Here is a 15,978-nt window from a genome sequence, read left to right as displayed (position 1 = left end):
TGCGGGATGGGCCACAGCTCAGGCCAAGCCCACGCCCAGATAGCGGTCTTTGACCTCTTCGTCGGCAAGAAAGCTTGCGTTGTCGGCTGTGTAGACGATGCGTCCTTGTTCCAGGATGCAATGGCGGTCGGCCAGTTGCGTGCAGACCTCCAGGTTCTGCTCCACCAGCAAGATGGCAACGCCTGCGGCCTTGATGGTCTTGAGCTGGGCCACGATTTCCTCCACGATCACGGGGGCCAGCCCCTCCACGGGCTCGTCCAACATGAGCAACTTGGGGTCGTTCATCAGCGCGCGGCCGATCGCTAGCATCTGCTGCTCGCCGCCGGAAAGCTGCCCACCGCCGTTGCGCCTGCGCTCCTTGAGCCTGGGGAAAATGCGGTACACGTCGTCCAGTTGCCAGGGTGAGCTTTTTCGCAGGCCCAGCATCAGGTTCTCTTCCACGGTCAGCAGCTTGAAGATGCCCCGGTGCTCCGGTACCAGACACACCCCCTGCCGGGCGATCACATGCGAAGCCTGACCCTGCAGCGGTTTGCCGGCAAATGCCACACGGCCCTGCGTGGGAGCGACTACCCCTGCAATGCTCTTGAGTGTGGTGGTCTTGCCTGCGCCGTTGCGCCCCAGCAGGGTGACCAGTTCGCCGTTACCCACCGTGAAACACACACCCTGAAGCACATGGCTTTTGCCGTAGTGGGCATGCAGGTTGTCAACATCGAGAATCATGCCTTGCCCCCTGTGATCATGTTGCCCAAGTACGCAGTCCGCACCCTTTCGTCGCTGCGTATGTCGTGTGGCATGCCTTCGGCCAGCACACGCCCCAGCTGCATCACCGTCACGGTGTCCGAGATATCCATCACGATGTTCATGTTGTGCTCGATCAAGACCACCGTGTGTTCGTCGCGCAGGCTCTTGATCAAGCGCTTCATGTCGTCCAGGTCATCGATGCCCATGCCCGAAGTGGGCTCATCCAAGAAAATGGCCTTGGGCCGTGCAGCCAGGGCCATGCCCACTTCCAGCCGGCGCTGCTGGCCATGCGAAAGATTGCCAGCGGGGGTGTCTGCGAGGTTCTCCAGTCCCACCTTGGACAGAACGGCGTCAACCACCTGCGACTGCGCACGCGCCCCTACCGGTTCGTGCCAAGGATTCAGGGCGCGTGCAGGCTGTACGCCTTGTGCGCCAAGGCGCAGGTTCTCACGCACCGGCAAGCTCAAGAACAGGCTGGTCACCTGGAATGAACGCGCAATGCCTCGCTGCACCCGCCGATGGTCTGGCTCATGCGTGACATCCTGTCCATCAAAAAGAATCCGGCCTCCACTGACTGTCTTGGTGCCGGTGAGCATGTGGAACAACGTGGTCTTGCCAGCACCATTGGGGCCAATCACCGAGTGCACGGTATTCGCACGCACCTGGAGACTTACACCGCCCAGCGCTGCAAACTTGCCATAGTGCTTCTCGACATCAATGGCTTCCAACAAGATCGGGGTCTTTGGGCTCATGCCTGTTCTCCTTTCGCAGGAACTGCAGCTGCCGATGGCGTCACCACCGTGTCAGCCGACTGCTTGCGATGACCTTGCAGCCGATTCCAGACCGTTTCACCCAAGCCCCACAGCCCGCGCTGCATCCAGAGGCTCACGGCCATCAATGCAATGCCCAGCAGCAAAAGCCAACGCGGCCACAGTTGAGACAGCCAGTCGGCCAGCAGCAGGTAGAACGCTGATCCCAGCAGCGAGGCAAACAGGTTGCCCGTCCCGCCAATAACGGTCATCACCAGGATCATTTCACTGGTGTGGTACTCCGCGTTGGACAGCGGAGCCAGGCCGGTCATCATGGCATGCAGCGCCCCCGCGAGACCGGTGACAGCACCCGAGATCACAAACGCCTGCAGCTTGAGCAGCCTGAGGTTGTAGCCAATGGCAGCCGCACGCTCTTCGTTGTCTCGCACTGCCAGCAAGGTTCGCCCGAATGTGGAGCGTGACACCTTGAGCAGCAGCCAGAACACCACCAGAAAAATCAGCGAAACAAAACCATAGAACTGCCAGGGCGACGCCAACGTCCACAGGTCAAAGCCCAGGATGGACACATTGGGACGAGGGATATCCATCAACCCGTTGTCCCCCCCCGTCAAGCCGGTAGCCGTATAGGCAATGAAATAGAACATCTGCGCAAAGGCCAACGTCAGCATCACAAAGTAGGTGCCACGCTGGCGAATGGCCACCCAGCCCACCACGGCCGCCCCGAGCGCTCCCATGACTGTGGCGAGCAGCAACGCAAGCGGCATGGGAACAGGCCAGCGGGTGAGTAGCAAGGCAACGGTGTAACTGCCCAGACCAAAGAAGATGCCCTGCCCGAACGAAAGCAAGCCGGTGAAGCCGAGCAGCAGATTGCAACCCATGGCCGCCAGCGCAAAGATGAGTACCTCGCTAGCCAAGGAGCCCGACTGCATCAGCAACGGCATGGCCACCACCACCACTGCTGCAAACAGGAAATGCGTGTATTTCTTCATGGGGTTCACTCCTTGCGGCCCAGCAGGCCGTGGGGACGCAGTAGCAGCACCGCTGCCATGGCCACATAGATCATCAGGCGGGCCCCTTCTGGCCATAGCGTGCTCATGACGCTTTGCACAATGCCGATCATCAATCCGCCCAGCAATGCGCCGCTGAAACTGCCCAGCCCCCCCACGACCACCACGACAAAGGCTACCGCCAGGGCTTCAATGCCCATGAAGGGTTCTGCTCCACGAATGGGGGATGCAAGCACGCCGGCCAACGCAGCGGTGGCTGCGCCCAACCCAAATACCAGGCTGAAAATACGCAGCACATTGATGCCGAGCAGCGAGACCATCTCGGTCGACTCGCTGCCTGCTCGCACAGCGCTACCGAGTCGCGTGCCCTCAAGAACCCACCACAGCAGCACTGCCAGCACCGAAGTAAAGCCGATCACGAACAGGCGGTACTTCGGGTAGATGAAACTGCCCCACATCACCACTCCCTGCAGCGAATCGGGAACCGCCACGCTGTCACCCAGTGGGCCCCATTGCAGGATCACCAGCTCCTGGACTGCGAGTGCCAGGCCCACCGTCACGAGGATGTGAAACTCATGGTCCGAGGCATACACGTGGCGCAGGACCAGCTTTTCCGTGGCCCAGCCAATCGCCCCCACCACCAGCGGCACCACGACCAGAGCCAACCAGAAGCTCATGCCCCATCGCGTCATCTGGTAGCAAAAATACGCTCCGATCAGGTAGAACGCCCCATGCGCGAAGTTCACGAATCGCAGCAAACCAAAAACAATGGACAGGCCCACCGCCAACAGGAAATACAGCATGCCAATGCCGATTCCATTGATGACCTGTAGAAGGTAAATGTTCATAAAGTGCTCGGCCGAACGACCACCAGCCGCACCCTGTCGGTGCCGCTGGGGTTCTCAAAAAAGGGGCGGCCACAGCGCGCGCATGGGGCTATGCCCAGCCCGGCGGACGCCGCGAGGGTCAGGCGCGCTTGCAGCCCGTCTGGTCGATGGGCAGGAACGACTTGCCCGAACTGAGCACGTCCACGTAGTCGTCCTTGTTCTTCATCTTGGACTTGGCCTTGCCCTTGAGCAGGTAGTAGTTCTTGAGCACCTGGTGGTCCGCCTTTCGCACCTCTTCCTCACCGGTCAGACCCTGGTATTTGTGGCCCTCCAGTGCGGCGATCACGGCTTTTTGCTCCACGGACCCGGCCTTGATGATTCCGTCGATCAGCAGCTTTGTACAGATATAGGAGCCCGCCAGGCTGTAGTTGGGGTTCATCTTGAGCTTGTCATTGGTGCGTTTGACAAGATCGCGGTTGAGTTCGGAATCCACCGTGTGCCAGTACTGGGCACCAAAGTAGATACCGTCGCACAGGTCAGCGCCCAGCGATTCGAACTGCTCCAAACCAGAGGCCCAGGCCACCAGGATCGTCATGTTCTTGTGCATACCAAAGCTCACGGCCTGGCGGAGCGTGTCGGCACATTGCGCGCCAAAGTTCAGCAGCAGCAGGACATCGGGCTTTGCGGCCAGAGCATTGGTGATGTAGCCGCTGAACTCCTTCTCGGTCAGCGAGTGGTAGCTGTTACCCACATGCTCGATCCCCTTTTCCTTGAAGATGTTCTTGGCAGCCGACAGCAGGCCATCGCCAAACACGTACTGCGGTGTGATGGTGTACCAGCGCTGGGCCTTAGGCATGGAATCGATCAGCGGACGCACCGTCTGCTCGACGGCGCCGAAAGTGGGTACCGACCAGCGGAAGGTCGCAGCATTGCAGTCCGACCCAGTGATTTCATCGGCCCCAGCCGTGGTCACAAACAGGCCGCCAGCCTTCTCGGCCTCCTTGCCCATGGCCAGGGCCTCGCCCGAAAGGATGCCGCCCGCGAAGAATCGAGCACCTTGCTGCTGGGCTGCTTCCTGCACCTTGCGCACGGCTGTAGCGGGCTTGCCCTCTGTGTCCAGGAGTGTGTAGGCAAGCGGGCGATTGAGGGCTTTGCCATATTGCTCAATGGCCAGTCGCATCCCCATGTCGGCGAACTTTCCGTTGGCCGCAAAAGGACCGGACATCGGCACCGGACAGCCAAACTGAATGGCGCCCGGAGCCTGCGCAAAGGCGCTGCGGGTCAGGCCGATAGAGGCGGACAGCGCACTCAGTGCCGAGACTTGCAGAAGATGACGACGTTGCATGGAGGACTCCAGTGAGTAGAAGTGGGAGATCAAGAGTTGCCACCTCCATGGTGTCCAAGAAACCACCTTCCTGATCTTTCCAAATCTTTCATTTGGATTCATGCAAGCACAGGGTTAACCCAGCACGCTTTCGTTGCTGGCGCGGCCAAGCCGCGGCGCGCTCCCCGTCTGGTTTAGCGCCGCTTCAAGATGATCACGGGAGTGTCAATGCAGCCGTTGAGTGTCCTGCACGAGCTGTGCTGAGGCTGTAAAGGCGTAGCCAATCTGGTGCAGCGTCTTGACCGGCAGAGGTTCAGAAAACGCTTCCGCCGCCTTTTTGCGTAGCCTCGTGAGAAGCAAGTTGAGCCGTTCAGCCCCGTTTTGGGCACGAGCACCAAACAGGTGAGTGCTGAGGTCGCGCTTGGGCACGGGCTGACCATCCGCTCGCAGGAGTTGCTGCAAGAACATGAACTCGTGGGTCGTCAGTTGCAGACACTTGCCCTGCGGCGATGACAGTACCCAGTCCTTCATGGCCAGCACCCAGCACGCCGCCTTTGCGACAGGTATGGTCGCAGCAATCAGCGATCCTGCGGGGTCTACGGCTGTCCTGGGGGCAAGTCGGCTCGCCGTAGCGTCAATATTGGCGGCCAACTCCAGCAGGTTGACCGGCTTGACCAGGTAACGATCTGCCCCAGCACGCATTCCTGCCAGGCGATCGTCAAGTGAATCTCGGGCGCTGAGGATGATCACCCCCACCTCGGGTCTGGACTTGAGTAGCGACGCCACGCTGAGGCCATCCTCTCCGGGAAGCCCTAGGTCCAAGAGAACCACATCGACCGGCTGAACGGTGAACCCTTTGTAAAACGCCTCGGCGCTACCCGCACCCCAAACGCTATAGCCCGAGTCGAGCAAGAATTCCTCGATGCTGTGCAGTTGATCGGAGTCGTCCTCTACGATAGCAATGCTGGGCTTGGATTGGGTCATGTTGCGAATACCTCCGGCACCTGTCCGGAATGCAACATTCAGGCCACCGGTGTCACGTTCAACGGGATGTCGATCACAAAGCGAGTGCCTTGGGGTTGGACGGCCTGTAGCTGGACAGCCCCACCATGCAAGTCAACGATCCGTTTTACCAAAGCCAGCCCCAGTCCGGCACCGGGTTTGCCCTCTGCCGTACGGCCGCGGCGGTACTTCTCAAACACCAGCGTTTGCTCTTCCAGCGGAATGCCAGGGCCTTCGTCCTCAATGACAAAACGGCACTGGCCCTCATGCTGATGCACGCTAAAAGACACCGTTGCACCCACCTCGGAATACTTGAATGCGTTCGACAGCACGTTCATGAGCATCACGCGCAACAGCACGGGGTCGCCATTCAATGATGGCAACCCGGGTTCCACCGTCAGGTACAGCGGGTGCTCGGCAGACAGTTGGCCTCCGTTTTCCGTTACCCACAGGCATAACTCCCCCACGTCAACGGGTACTGGCTCTACCGCAAAGTTGTGGCTATCGATGCGGTCCTGGGTCAGGCAGTTGTCAAAGAAGTAGCTCAATCGCGCCGAGCCCCGCAGGATGCGTTGCGCCAATGCCAGCTGCGCAGGCACATCCTTGGAGCGCAGCGCAAGCAACTGCCCGGCGGTATTGATCACCGCCAGCGGAGAACGTACCTCGTGGGACAGCATGGCGATGAAATGGCGCTGGTCGGTCAGCGTCTGCTCAATGGAGGCCACAGCACTCTCCAACTCCTGGGTGCGTTGCGCGACCATTTGCTCCAGATCTTCGGCATGCTCCTTCAAATGCCCTGCCATGTAGCCCATGGAATCCGCCAGAGACCGTAACTCGCGAATAGGGCTGGATTTAGGCGCCTGAGCATTCCAGTCGGACTGGGTCAGTCTAACTGCCCAGTCACTGAGTACCTGCAAGGGTCTCACCAACCGGCTGGCCACGAACACCGAAAACAGCACTGAAGCCAGCAAGACGGCCAGCGTGGTGTAGATCGTGTTGCGTAGCACTCCCCGCAACGGCGTGTTGAAGCGGCTCTCAGGCAGGATGATCGCCATCGTCAGCACAGGACCGCGATCCAGCGCATGCGTCCACCAACGCGCCAGGTGACGCACACCGTCCACATCCATGAATCGGTTTCCCTCGCGTTGACCGCTCTGCAGGATGTGCTGCCCCAACGCACGCATCACGGGGTCGTGACTTTGGTCGATGCGCACACGCTGCCCATCCACCAAAGCCGATACACCTGCAGACGGATCGTGCGAGGACATTGCAAGCAGTTCTCCCGAGGCCTCGGCCAGAAAGGCCCTGCCCCCGGACTCGGAGGCCAGCGCGGCCAGAAACTCGTTGAGCTGGGACAGCGCCACATCGGCGGTGACCACCCCGATCAAACTGCCATCGCGTGAGCGGACCGGAGCTGAAATCCCCATGCCAATTGCGGCATATGCGCCTTGCGCATCGTTGATCATGTAGCGATAAGGCGCGTACCACGCGACCCCATCATTGGCAATCGCTGACTGGTACCACGGACGGGTACGTGCGTCAAAGCCCACCTCGCTGCGAGAAATCAGCGTTGGCTCGCGACTCACGGCGTCGATACGCAAAACCTCCATGGCCCGGCCATCACTGATCCGTGCGCGCAGCATGCGCAAAGCGCGGTCCTCCCCCAAAGGGGGACGGCTGCCGGCGTAGTACTGGCCATCAGGCATGCCCATGGATATGAAGGTCAGTTGGGGTTGCTGGTCGATCTGCAGAATGAACTGGCGCATCAACACGTCAGGTTGCTGAACCATCAGGTATCCGGCGCGCACTTGCTCGACATTGAAAGCCACTACGCGCTGCGGCACATCAAAGAAGGAGACCACCTTTTCGCGGACCCTGCCTGACACCTCGTCAGCCAATTGCAGCGCGAACTCTTCCATGGCACCCGTAGCAGAGCGATAAAACAAACTGCTGCTGGCAAGTACCAGGGGCAGCAACACCGCCAACAGTGCAAGTGTCAGAAAAGTGCGCAGGGCAAGACGGCGAGTAAACATTGGGAGATCGAGGGTGTACAGGCGGCGCACCTCAGAGACACGCCTGTGCGCGCGGTTCGGCGCGTTGCCTCAGATTCAATCACATGTACTCGATGCGGTGCCTTGAACCTTTGTTTGTCGCCCCCACGCGACTCAACCTTACGGTGCGCCTATGCGCAGTGTCTTCGGATGCCAAGTTCAGTTCACGTACTGTAGAACCGGCCATCGCCGTCTTCCGTCGCTTGCCTGGCCGAGAACGGCAATTGTTCAGGCATTTAGATAGACCACATGGTGTCTGCCTCTTCCCTCTGTCAGTGCAGCAGTGACTCTGCCTACCTCTATCAGGAATGCCAGTTACGCAGCGATTGCCGCCAGTGAAATCAAATCAACGAACTCACGACATGTGAAGCAAAGCGGTCGTTGCTTTACGCTGGCACAAAAAAAGGCATCGCGAGCGATGCCTTTGTGTGCACAGGGGCGTTCTTACAGGGCCTTGACCAGTTCAGGCACAGCCGTGAACAGATCCGCTTCCAGCCCATAGTCGGCCACGCTGAAGATCGGTGCCTCAGGGTCCTTGTTGATCGCCACGATCACTTTGGAGTCCTTCATGCCCGCCAAGTGCTGGATGGCGCCCGAGATACCGGCGGCCACATACAGCTGCGGTGCCACGATCTTGCCCGTCTGGCCCACTTGCCAGTCGTTCGGTGCGTAGCCTGCGTCCACCGCCGCGCGGCTGGCACCCAGGGCGGCGCCCAGCTTGTCGGCCAGGGGCGTCATGACTTCGTCGAACTTTTCCTTGCTGCCCAGCGCACGACCACCGGAGACGATGATCTTGGCAGCGGTCAGATCGGGGCGGTCGCTCTTGGCGATTTCGCTGCCCACGAAGCTGCTCTTGCCTGCGTCGGCCGTGGCAGCGGCGGTTTCAACTTGTGCGCTGCCACCGGTGGCGGCTGCGGCGTCAAAGCCGGTGGTGCGCACGGTGATGATCTTGACGGCATCTTGGCTTTGCACGGTGGCAATGGCGTTGCCGGCGTAGATGGGGCGCTCAAACGTATCGGCTGCGATCACTTTGGTGATGTCGCTGATCTGGGCCACATCGAGCTTGGCCGCCACGCGGGGGGCCACGTTCTTGCCGCTGGCAGTCGCGGGGAACAGGATGTGGCTGTAGTTGGATGCGATGGCGAGCACTTGCGCGGCCACGTTTTCTGCCAGGCCGTGTTCCAGGCCAGGGGCGTCGGCGTGGATGACCTTGGCAACACCGGCTATTTTGGAGGCGGCTTGTGCAGCAGCGCCGGCGTTGTGGCCGGCCACCAGCACGTGCACGTCGCCACCGCAAGCCACTGCGGCCGTGACGGTGTTCAGCGTGGCGCCCTTGATGGACGCGTTGTCGTGTTCAGCAATAACGAGTACCGACATTTAGATCACCTTCGCTTCGTTCTTGAGTTTTTCGACCAGGGCGGCCACGTCGGCCACCTTGATGCCTGCGCCGCGCTTGGCAGGCTCGGTCACCTTGAGGGTCTTCAGGCGCGGCGCCACGTCCACACCGAGGTCTTCGGGCTTGACGGTATCGAGCTGCTTTTTCTTGGCCTTCATGATGTTGGGCAAGGTGACGTAGCGGGGCTCGTTCAGGCGCAGGTCGGTGGTGATGACGGCGGGGAGCGTGAGGGCCAGGGTTTCCAGGCCGCCGTCGACTTCACGGGTCACGCTGACTTTGTCGGCTGCGAGTTCGACCTTGCTGGCGAAGGTGGCCTGGGGCAGGTCGGCCAGGGCTGCCAGCATCTGGCCGGTCTGGTTGGCGTCGTCGTCGATGGCTTGTTTGCCCAGGATGATGAGAGAAGGTTGCTCTTTGTCCACCAGGGCTTTGAGGAGCTTGGCCACTGCCAGGGGCTGCAGTTCCACGTCGGTCTCGACCAGGATGGCGCGGTCGGCGCCGATGGCCATGGCGGTGCGCAGGGTTTCCTGGCACTGGGCCACGCCGCAGGAGACTGCGATGACTTCGGTCACCAGGCCTTTTTCTTTCAGGCGCACGGCCTCTTCAACGGCGATTTCGTCAAAGGGGTTCATGCTCATCTTCACGTTGGCGATGTCCACACCCGTGTTGTCCGACTTCACGCGGACCTTCACGTTGTAGTCCACCACGCGCTTGACGGGAACGAGGATTTTCATGGTTGGGTCTTTCTGAAAAAACAGGAAATCGATCAGTGCGACAGCGCGCGGTGCAGGTCGCGCAGCTCGCGCTTGAGCACCTTGCCAATCGCGCTGCGCGGCAGCTCATCAATGAAATGCAACGCAGCTAGCCGCTGCGTCTTGCCCGCACGGGCGTTGTACCAACCCATGATCTGGGTGGCGTCTTCGGTGGCACCCGGCCGGCGGCATACAAAGGCCACCGGCGTCTCGCCCCATTGTTCGGAGGGTACGCCGGTCACGGCCACGTCCTCCACGGCGGGGTGCTTGCGCAGCTCGGCTTCGAGGTCGCTGGGGTAGATATTGAAGCCGCCGCTGATGACCATGTCCTTGCGGCGGTCCAGCAGGGTCAGAAAGCCCTGCGCGTCAAACCGGCCCACGTCGCCTGTGCGGATGAAGCGCTTGCCGGTGGCATCAAACCACTCGGCCTCCCGCGTCTTGTCGGGCTGCCGGTGGTAGCCGGTCATCATGCCGGGCGAGTGGCCCACCACCTCGCCGGTGGCACCGGGCGGCAGCTCATGGCCCTCTTCGTCGATCAGGCGGATGTCGCTGGTAGATGCGGGCTGGCCCACGGTGTGCAGCTTGTCCGGGTGCTCGTGCGCCGCCAGGATGCAGGTGCCACCGCCTTCGGTCATGCCGTAGAACTCGTACAGCGCGCCCGGCCAGCGCGCCAGGATGTCGGCCTTGAGCTCGGCACGGAACGGCGCGCTGGTGCAGAACTTGGCGCGAAAGCACGACAAGTCGAATTCGCCAAACTGCGGCAGCGCCAGGATGCGCTGGTATTGCACCGGCACCAGCATGGAATGCGTGGCGCGGATCTGCTGCGCGGTCTGTAAGTAGCGCAACGCATCGAATTTTGGCATCAGCCGCACGCTGCCGCCCCAGCACAGGCCGGGGAAGAACGACACCAGCGTGGTGTTGGAATACAGCGGCGTTGCCAGCAGCGTGACACTGTCCGGGCCGTAGCCCTGCGCCAGGCCGCGCACCAGATGCGCCCAGCGCATGCCGTGCGATTGCACGATGCCCTTGGGGTTGCCGGTGGTGCCGGAGGAATAAATGATGTTGAACGGGTGCTCGGGCCCCACCTCCACCGGCTGCGGTGCGGAGCCTTCAGGGGCAAGCCACTCGACCCACGGCGTGCCTGCGCCGGTATCGTCCAGCGCCACCAGGGGCAGCACACCGGCGCCTTTCATCACTGCAGGCGGCACCGCCGCCCTACCCTGCGCATCGGCAAACAGCAGGCGCGCCTGGGCGTCGCCCAGCATCGATGCCATCGCATCGGGCGTGACGGATGGCGCCAGCGGTGCCACCACCACACCCGCACGCAGGGCGCCCAGGTACACAGCGGCATAACGCACCGACGACGCGGCGCACACGGCCACCACGTCGCCCGACCGCAGGCCCGCCTGCTGCAACGATGCGGCCACGCGGTCTACCAGGGCATCGAGTGCAGCCCAATCCAGCGCGGAGTCGTCATCGGCCAAGGCACTGGCCTGCGGGCGCTGCTGCGCGTTGTCACGCAGCAGATCGGAGACCCGGCGGAATGGGGGCAAAGGGGCAGAGGCAGTTGCGTTGGTCATGGCCCAACTTACTCGAAGATGATGCCCTTGTCGCGGATCACCTGGCCCCACTTGGCGTAATCGCCACTCACGCGCTTGGCCATCTGGTCCGGGCCCTGGTAGTTGGCGATGGCGCCGGCGCTGAGCAGCTTGTCCTGCACTTCCTTGTCGGCCAGGATGGCTTTGACTTCGGTGCTGATGCGCTCGACCACATCCTTGGGCGTACCGAGCGGGGCCATCAGGCCGCCCCACGACACGGCATCAAAGCCCTTGAAGCCCTGCTCGGCAATGGTGGGCACGTTGGGGATTACGCCCACGCGCTGCGGCGAGCCCACGGCAATGGCGCGCAGCTTGCCCGTCTGAATATGGGGCAGCGCTGCCACGAGGTCGGCATACATCATGGGCACCTGGCCGCCCAGCGTGTCGGTGATGGCGGGCACACCGCCCTTGTAGGGCACATGCTCCATCTCGAATTGACCCAGCTGCTTGAGCAGCTCCATGCTCAGGTGGCCAAAGCTGCCCACGCCCGAGGAGGTGTAGTTGAGCTGACCTGGCCGCGCCTTGGCGTGGGTGATGAGCTTTTGCAGATCGGTCACGGTGGGCATCTGCGCCGGGTTGACCACCACCACGATGGGCAGGTCGTACACGGTAGCCACGGACACGAAATCCTTGGTGGTGTCGTAGCCCGCCTTTTTGTACAGGTGCGGAGCCAACAGCGTGGGCGTGGCCAGCATCATGAGCGTGTAGCCGTCGCCAGGGGTCTTGGCGATCTGCTGCGCGGCAATCGAGCCCGAAGCGCCAGCGCGGTTCTCCACCACCACGGGCTGCTTCAGCCGCTCGGCCAGCTTCTGGCCGACGATGCGCGAGGCCGTATCGGTGGGCCCACCAGCCGGGAAGGGCACCACGAGCTTGATCATCTTGCTGGGCCAGACCTGGGCGTGTGCCGGGGCCGTGCCCAGCAGGCCGATAGCCGACACAGCGGCAGCTGCGGACAGCACCGCGCGACGCGAAAAGGCGGCGGGGAAAAGAGATTGTTTCGTCATCAGAGATCCGTTTTTACTTTCAGCTTTTGTGCTGACCCACGCCCGACGTAACCGGCGCGGCCCAGGCGCGGGCAGCCGCGCAAGGGCCGCCCCGCCGCGCTGGCTGCGTCCCCCTGCCCGCATGGCGCAGCCATGCGAGAGAGCGGGGGGATGCCGCGCAGCGGCTCAGGGGGTTAAGGCAACGCTGAACAAGTCCTCCCGCGCGGCGCATCCCTGGCTCAAGACGGTCTGCGGCGTTGCAAATACTCGCCATAGCGATGGCTATGGCTGCGTTTTGCGCCTTGCAGCCCATCCCGATCCAGGGCCCGCCGCATCGCGAGGACTTATTCAACGTCGCCTCAATCAAGCTTTGCGCCAGACACCTTCACCACGCGCTCCCACACAGGTGCGTCCTTCTTGAACTGGGCGCTGAACTGCTCGGGACTGCTGCCCACGGGGATGAAACCCATCTGCTGGATGCGGTCGCGCACTTCGGGCATCGCGATCACGGCCTGCAGCTCAACGCCAAGCCGGGCTACGACTTCGGGTGGCGTCTTGGCGGGTGCGCTCATGCCCACCCAGCCCGTCACCTGGAAGACCTCGTCCTTGATACCCTGCTCAGCCATCGTGGCCACTTTGGGCAACGCGTCCATGCGCTGCGCGCCGGTCACGGCCAGTGGCTTGAGGCGGCCCGATTCGATGTAGGGCCGGGCCGACTGCAGGCTGGCAAACGCCATCTGGAACTGCCCGCCCACGAGATCCTGCAGCATAGGGGCCTCGCCCTTGTAGGCCACATGGTTCATGTCGGCCTTGTGCTTGTCGGACAGCCATGCACCAGCCAGATGGGAGTACGAACCCATGCCCCACGAGCCATAGGCGATCTTGCCCTTGTTACGGTCGATGTAGGCCATCAGCTCCGCTGCGTTGTTGACCGGCAGCTGCGGGTTGACCAGCAGCACCACCGGCGCCAGCGCGATCTGCGTGATGAGGGCCTGGTCCTTTTGCGGCTGGTACGGCAGGCGGTCGTACAGGAACTGGTTGATGAGCATGGTGGTGCCCAGGGACACCAGCAGGGTGTAGCCGTCGGCTGGCGACTTGAGCGCCTGGTCGGTGCCGGTCACCCCGCCGGCTCCGCCGCGGTTGTCCACCAGCACAGGCTGGCCCAGACGGGCCGAGAGCTTCTCGCCCAGCGCGCGGGCGGTGATGTCGGTGGCGCCACCGGCCGGGTACGGCACGATCAGCTTGATAGGCTTGGCAGGCCAGGCTTCCTTGCCCGCCTGGGCCAGGGCCGAGCCCAGCAGGCCGGTGCTGATGAGGGCGGCCAGGCCCTGCAGGACCCTGCGGCGGGGAATACGGAAGAAGTTCATGTTTGTCTCCGGATGGCAATAGGAAAAGGTCGATAGCGCTTGTTCTGCAAGCGCATTTCGCTATCGTTTTTATAGCTATTAAAGCGGGGGAAGTGTGAGCACACCCTTGTCGCGCAGGGCCTGAAGCTCGGCCTCGGGCAGTTGCAGCAGCTGCTGCAGCACATCGCGCGTGGCGTCGCCCAGGGTGGGCGGTGCGTTGCGGATGGGCAGGCGCTGGCCGTCCAGCCGATAAGGCGGCGCGAACACATGCGTGGTGCCCGCCACGGGGTGGGGCATTTCCTGCAGCAGGCCGCCACGCCGCGTACGCTCGCTAGTCAGCGCCTCATGCAGGCCGGCCACGCGGCCGCAAGGGATGCCTGCAGCGGTCAGGCGTTCGAGCAGCACATCACGCGGGAAGCTGGCAATCAACGCCTTCATCTCGGGCAGCAAGGTCAGTCGATTGCGGGCACGCTCGACATTGGTGGCAAAACGGGGGTCTTCCACGATATCCGGGCGCATCACCACCTGACGGCAGAATTTGTCGAACTGGCTGTTGTTGCCCACGGCGATGATGAGCGGACCATCCTGTGCCTCGAACATGCCATAGGGCACGATGGACGGGTGGGCGTTGCCGTAGCGCTGCGGGTCATGGCCCAGCAGCATGGCGTCCAGGCCGTAGTAGCCGGTGATCATCAGACCGCAGTCGTACAGCGCCATCTCGATGTGGCGGCCCTTGCCCGTGCGCTCCCGCCGGAACAGCGCGGCCAGCACGGCCTGTGCCGCATACATGCCGGTCATCATGTCCACCGCGGCCACGCCGAACTTCAGCGGGGGCTGGTTGGCCTCACCGTTGATGGCCATCAGACCCGCCTCGCCCTGGATCACCAGGTCATAACCGGGGCGCTTGGCCTCGGGGCCGGAGCTGTCGTAGCCCGCCACCGAGCAGTAGATGAGGTCCGGCTTGATGGCCTTGAGCTGCTCGTAGCCCAGGCCCAGCTTCTCGGCGCCGCCGGTCTTGAAGTTCTGGACTACCACGTCGCACTGCGGCAGCAGGTCGCGGATGATCCTCACGCCTTCGGGCGTCTGCAAGTCCACCGTGATGGACCGCTTGTTGCGGTTCATGCTGTTGTAGTAGGTGGTCTCGGTCTTGCCGATGCGCATGCCCCAGTCGCGGGTGTCGTCACCCCGGCCGGGGTGTTCCACCTTGATGACGTCGGCACCAAAATCGGCCAGTACCTGGCCGCACAGCGGGCCCGCAAACACACGCGAGAGGTCGAGCACGCGCACGCCTTCGAGCGGGAAGTCCATGCCCTCGGGCAATGGGGGTGTGGGGGTGGTGGAGGTCATTGCGTAGTGTCTTGTGTACCCGCGCCGGCGGTATTGACCTGGCGCAGGCGGGCGAAATCGGCCGGGCGTTTTTCCAGAAACGCACCAATGCCTTCGCGGGATTCTTCGGTGGCTTGCGACTGCACCATGAGCTGAGCTTCCAGCTCCAGCTGGTCATCCAGCGGCTGGACGTAGGCACTGCGGCACAGCGCCTTGATGCGGCCCATGACCAGGTCCGGCCCGGTGGCCACCTGCGCGGCCAATGCCAATGCCTGCGTCAGCGCCTCACCGGGTTCGGCCAGCCGATTGACCGGGCCGAGTGCGTTCAGCCGCTCGCCCGAGATGCGTTCGCCGGTGAGGCACAGCTCGGTCAGCACCTGGCGTGACACGAACTCGGCCAGGAAGGCCGTGGCGCCGCCATCGGGCGTGAGGCCCACCTTCACGTAAGCCACCGAGAACACGGCATTGCGCGCAGCCACCAGCATGTCGCAGGCCAGCGCCAACGACAGGCCCGCACCAGCGGCAGCGCCCTCCACCGCTGCAATCACCGGCTTGCGGCAATCGCGCACGGTGCGGATCAGGTCGTGCAGGCCTTCGAGCTTGGCGCGGCGCTCTTCGATGGGCAGCTCACGGCGCTTGGCCAGCTGGCGCAGGTCACCGCCCGCGCAGAAGTGCCCGCCTTCGCCTGTGAGCACGATGGCACCGACGGTAGGGTCGGACTCGGCCTGCGCCAAGGCCTCGGTCAGCGCCGCGTAAAACGCGGGCGACAGCGCATTGCGCGCAGCGGGGTTGTTGTTGGAGAGCACGAGCACCGCGCCCTCGCGGCGTTGCAGCAGAGGCTGTGGCTGCTCCATGGCT

At 62.8% G+C, this 15,978-nt stretch carries 14 protein-coding genes; all 14 read right to left on the bottom strand.

The genetic code is table 11. The features are described from left to right. Positions 1-18: 18 nt before the first annotated feature. Positions 19-720: an ABC transporter ATP-binding protein gene (locus C8C96_RS08320; protein ID WP_121942010.1), complete on the bottom strand. Its 702-nt coding sequence runs from the start codon at positions 718-720 to the stop codon at positions 19-21. Next, entirely contained in the window at positions 717-1,493 is a 777-nt protein-coding gene (locus tag C8C96_RS08315; protein ID WP_121942009.1) for an ABC transporter ATP-binding protein, read from the bottom strand. The genes C8C96_RS08320 and C8C96_RS08315 overlap by 4 nt, the downstream gene beginning before the upstream one ends. Beyond that, positions 1,490-2,500: a branched-chain amino acid ABC transporter permease gene (locus C8C96_RS08310; RefSeq protein ID WP_056743892.1), complete on the bottom strand. Its 1,011-nt coding sequence runs from the start codon at positions 2,498-2,500 to the stop codon at positions 1,490-1,492. Before C8C96_RS08310 ends, C8C96_RS08315 begins: the two co-directional genes overlap by 4 nt. 5 nt (positions 2,501-2,505) lie before the next feature. Beyond that, positions 2,506-3,366: a branched-chain amino acid ABC transporter permease gene (locus C8C96_RS08305; protein ID WP_121942008.1), complete on the bottom strand. Its 861-nt coding sequence runs from the start codon at positions 3,364-3,366 to the stop codon at positions 2,506-2,508. 118 nt (positions 3,367-3,484) lie between these two features. Beyond that, positions 3,485-4,690 carry an ABC transporter substrate-binding protein gene (locus C8C96_RS08300; protein ID WP_121942007.1) on the bottom strand — a complete coding sequence of 402 codons (1,206 nt, stop codon included), beginning with the start codon at positions 4,688-4,690 and terminating at the stop codon, positions 3,485-3,487. Between the two features lie 204 nt (positions 4,691-4,894). Then, the gene (locus tag C8C96_RS08295; protein ID WP_121942006.1) at positions 4,895-5,653 is read right to left on the bottom strand and encodes a response regulator transcription factor; all 759 of its coding nucleotides are present in this window, start codon (positions 5,651-5,653) and stop codon (positions 4,895-4,897) included. Between the two features lie 38 nt (positions 5,654-5,691). Beyond that, positions 5,692-7,704 carry a sensor histidine kinase gene (locus C8C96_RS08290; protein WP_121942005.1) on the bottom strand — a complete coding sequence of 671 codons (2,013 nt, stop codon included), beginning with the start codon at positions 7,702-7,704 and terminating at the stop codon, positions 5,692-5,694. Between the two features lie 462 nt (positions 7,705-8,166). After that, positions 8,167-9,099, bottom strand: coding sequence for an electron transfer flavoprotein subunit alpha/FixB family protein (locus C8C96_RS08285; RefSeq protein WP_121942004.1), 933 nt, complete (start codon positions 9,097-9,099; stop codon positions 8,167-8,169). Then, positions 9,100-9,849 (bottom strand): electron transfer flavoprotein subunit beta/FixA family protein, encoded by a 750-nt coding sequence (locus C8C96_RS08280; protein ID WP_015012599.1) that lies wholly within the window; start codon positions 9,847-9,849, stop codon positions 9,100-9,102. 32 nt (positions 9,850-9,881) lie between these two features. Next, complete coding sequence (locus tag C8C96_RS08275) at positions 9,882-11,447, bottom strand: class I adenylate-forming enzyme family protein (RefSeq protein ID WP_121942003.1); 1,566 nt, start codon at positions 11,445-11,447, stop codon at positions 9,882-9,884. Between the two features lie 8 nt (positions 11,448-11,455). After that, positions 11,456-12,469: a tripartite tricarboxylate transporter substrate binding protein gene (locus C8C96_RS08270; protein ID WP_121942002.1), complete on the bottom strand. Its 1,014-nt coding sequence runs from the start codon at positions 12,467-12,469 to the stop codon at positions 11,456-11,458. A 338-nt stretch (positions 12,470-12,807) separates the two neighbouring features. Continuing rightward, complete coding sequence (locus tag C8C96_RS08265; protein ID WP_121942001.1) at positions 12,808-13,815, bottom strand: tripartite tricarboxylate transporter substrate binding protein; 1,008 nt, start codon at positions 13,813-13,815, stop codon at positions 12,808-12,810. A gap of 78 nt (positions 13,816-13,893) precedes the next feature. Next, positions 13,894-15,141, bottom strand: coding sequence for a CaiB/BaiF CoA-transferase family protein (locus C8C96_RS08260; RefSeq protein WP_121942000.1), 1,248 nt, complete (start codon positions 15,139-15,141; stop codon positions 13,894-13,896). Further along, positions 15,138-15,974 carry an oxepin-CoA hydrolase, alternative type gene (locus tag C8C96_RS08255; protein WP_121941999.1) on the bottom strand — a complete coding sequence of 279 codons (837 nt, stop codon included), beginning with the start codon at positions 15,972-15,974 and terminating at the stop codon, positions 15,138-15,140. Before C8C96_RS08255 ends, C8C96_RS08260 begins: the two co-directional genes overlap by 4 nt. Positions 15,975-15,978: the final 4 nt, after the last annotated feature.

It is taken from the genome of Acidovorax sp. 100 (genome assembly GCF_003688355.1).
In the GTDB taxonomy this organism is placed as follows: domain Bacteria; phylum Pseudomonadota; class Gammaproteobacteria; order Burkholderiales; family Burkholderiaceae_C; genus Acidovorax; species Acidovorax delafieldii.
Note: the sequence above shows the minus strand (reverse complement) of the source record. Positions and strands in the feature narration are given on the sequence as shown.

Excerpts from the sequence above, each read along its gene's own strand:
- C8C96_RS08320 (WP_121942010.1), bottom strand. The coding sequence starts at position 720 with ATGATTCTCGATGTTGACAACCTGCATGCCCACTACGGCAAAAGCCAT.
- C8C96_RS08315 (WP_121942009.1), bottom strand. The coding sequence starts at position 1,493 with ATGAGCCCAAAGACCCCGATCTTGTTGGAAGCCATTGATGTCGAGAAG.
- C8C96_RS08310 (WP_056743892.1), bottom strand. The coding sequence starts at position 2,500 with ATGAAGAAATACACGCATTTCCTGTTTGCAGCAGTGGTGGTGGTGGCC.
- C8C96_RS08305 (WP_121942008.1), bottom strand. The coding sequence starts at position 3,366 with ATGAACATTTACCTTCTACAGGTCATCAATGGAATCGGCATTGGCATG.
- C8C96_RS08300 (WP_121942007.1), bottom strand. The coding sequence starts at position 4,690 with ATGCAACGTCGTCATCTTCTGCAAGTCTCGGCACTGAGTGCGCTGTCC.
- C8C96_RS08295 (WP_121942006.1), bottom strand. The coding sequence starts at position 5,653 with ATGACCCAATCCAAGCCCAGCATTGCTATCGTAGAGGACGACTCCGAT.
- C8C96_RS08290 (WP_121942005.1), bottom strand. The coding sequence starts at position 7,704 with ATGTTTACTCGCCGTCTTGCCCTGCGCACTTTTCTGACACTTGCACTG.
- C8C96_RS08285 (WP_121942004.1), bottom strand. The coding sequence starts at position 9,099 with ATGTCGGTACTCGTTATTGCTGAACACGACAACGCGTCCATCAAGGGC.
- C8C96_RS08280 (WP_015012599.1), bottom strand. The coding sequence starts at position 9,849 with ATGAAAATCCTCGTTCCCGTCAAGCGCGTGGTGGACTACAACGTGAAG.
- C8C96_RS08275 (WP_121942003.1), bottom strand. The coding sequence starts at position 11,447 with ATGACCAACGCAACTGCCTCTGCCCCTTTGCCCCCATTCCGCCGGGTC.
- C8C96_RS08270 (WP_121942002.1), bottom strand. The coding sequence starts at position 12,469 with ATGACGAAACAATCTCTTTTCCCCGCCGCCTTTTCGCGTCGCGCGGTG.
- C8C96_RS08265 (WP_121942001.1), bottom strand. The coding sequence starts at position 13,815 with ATGAACTTCTTCCGTATTCCCCGCCGCAGGGTCCTGCAGGGCCTGGCC.
- C8C96_RS08260 (WP_121942000.1), bottom strand. The coding sequence starts at position 15,141 with ATGACCTCCACCACCCCCACACCCCCATTGCCCGAGGGCATGGACTTC.
- C8C96_RS08255 (WP_121941999.1), bottom strand. The coding sequence starts at position 15,974 with ATGGAGCAGCCACAGCCTCTGCTGCAACGCCGCGAGGGCGCGGTGCTC.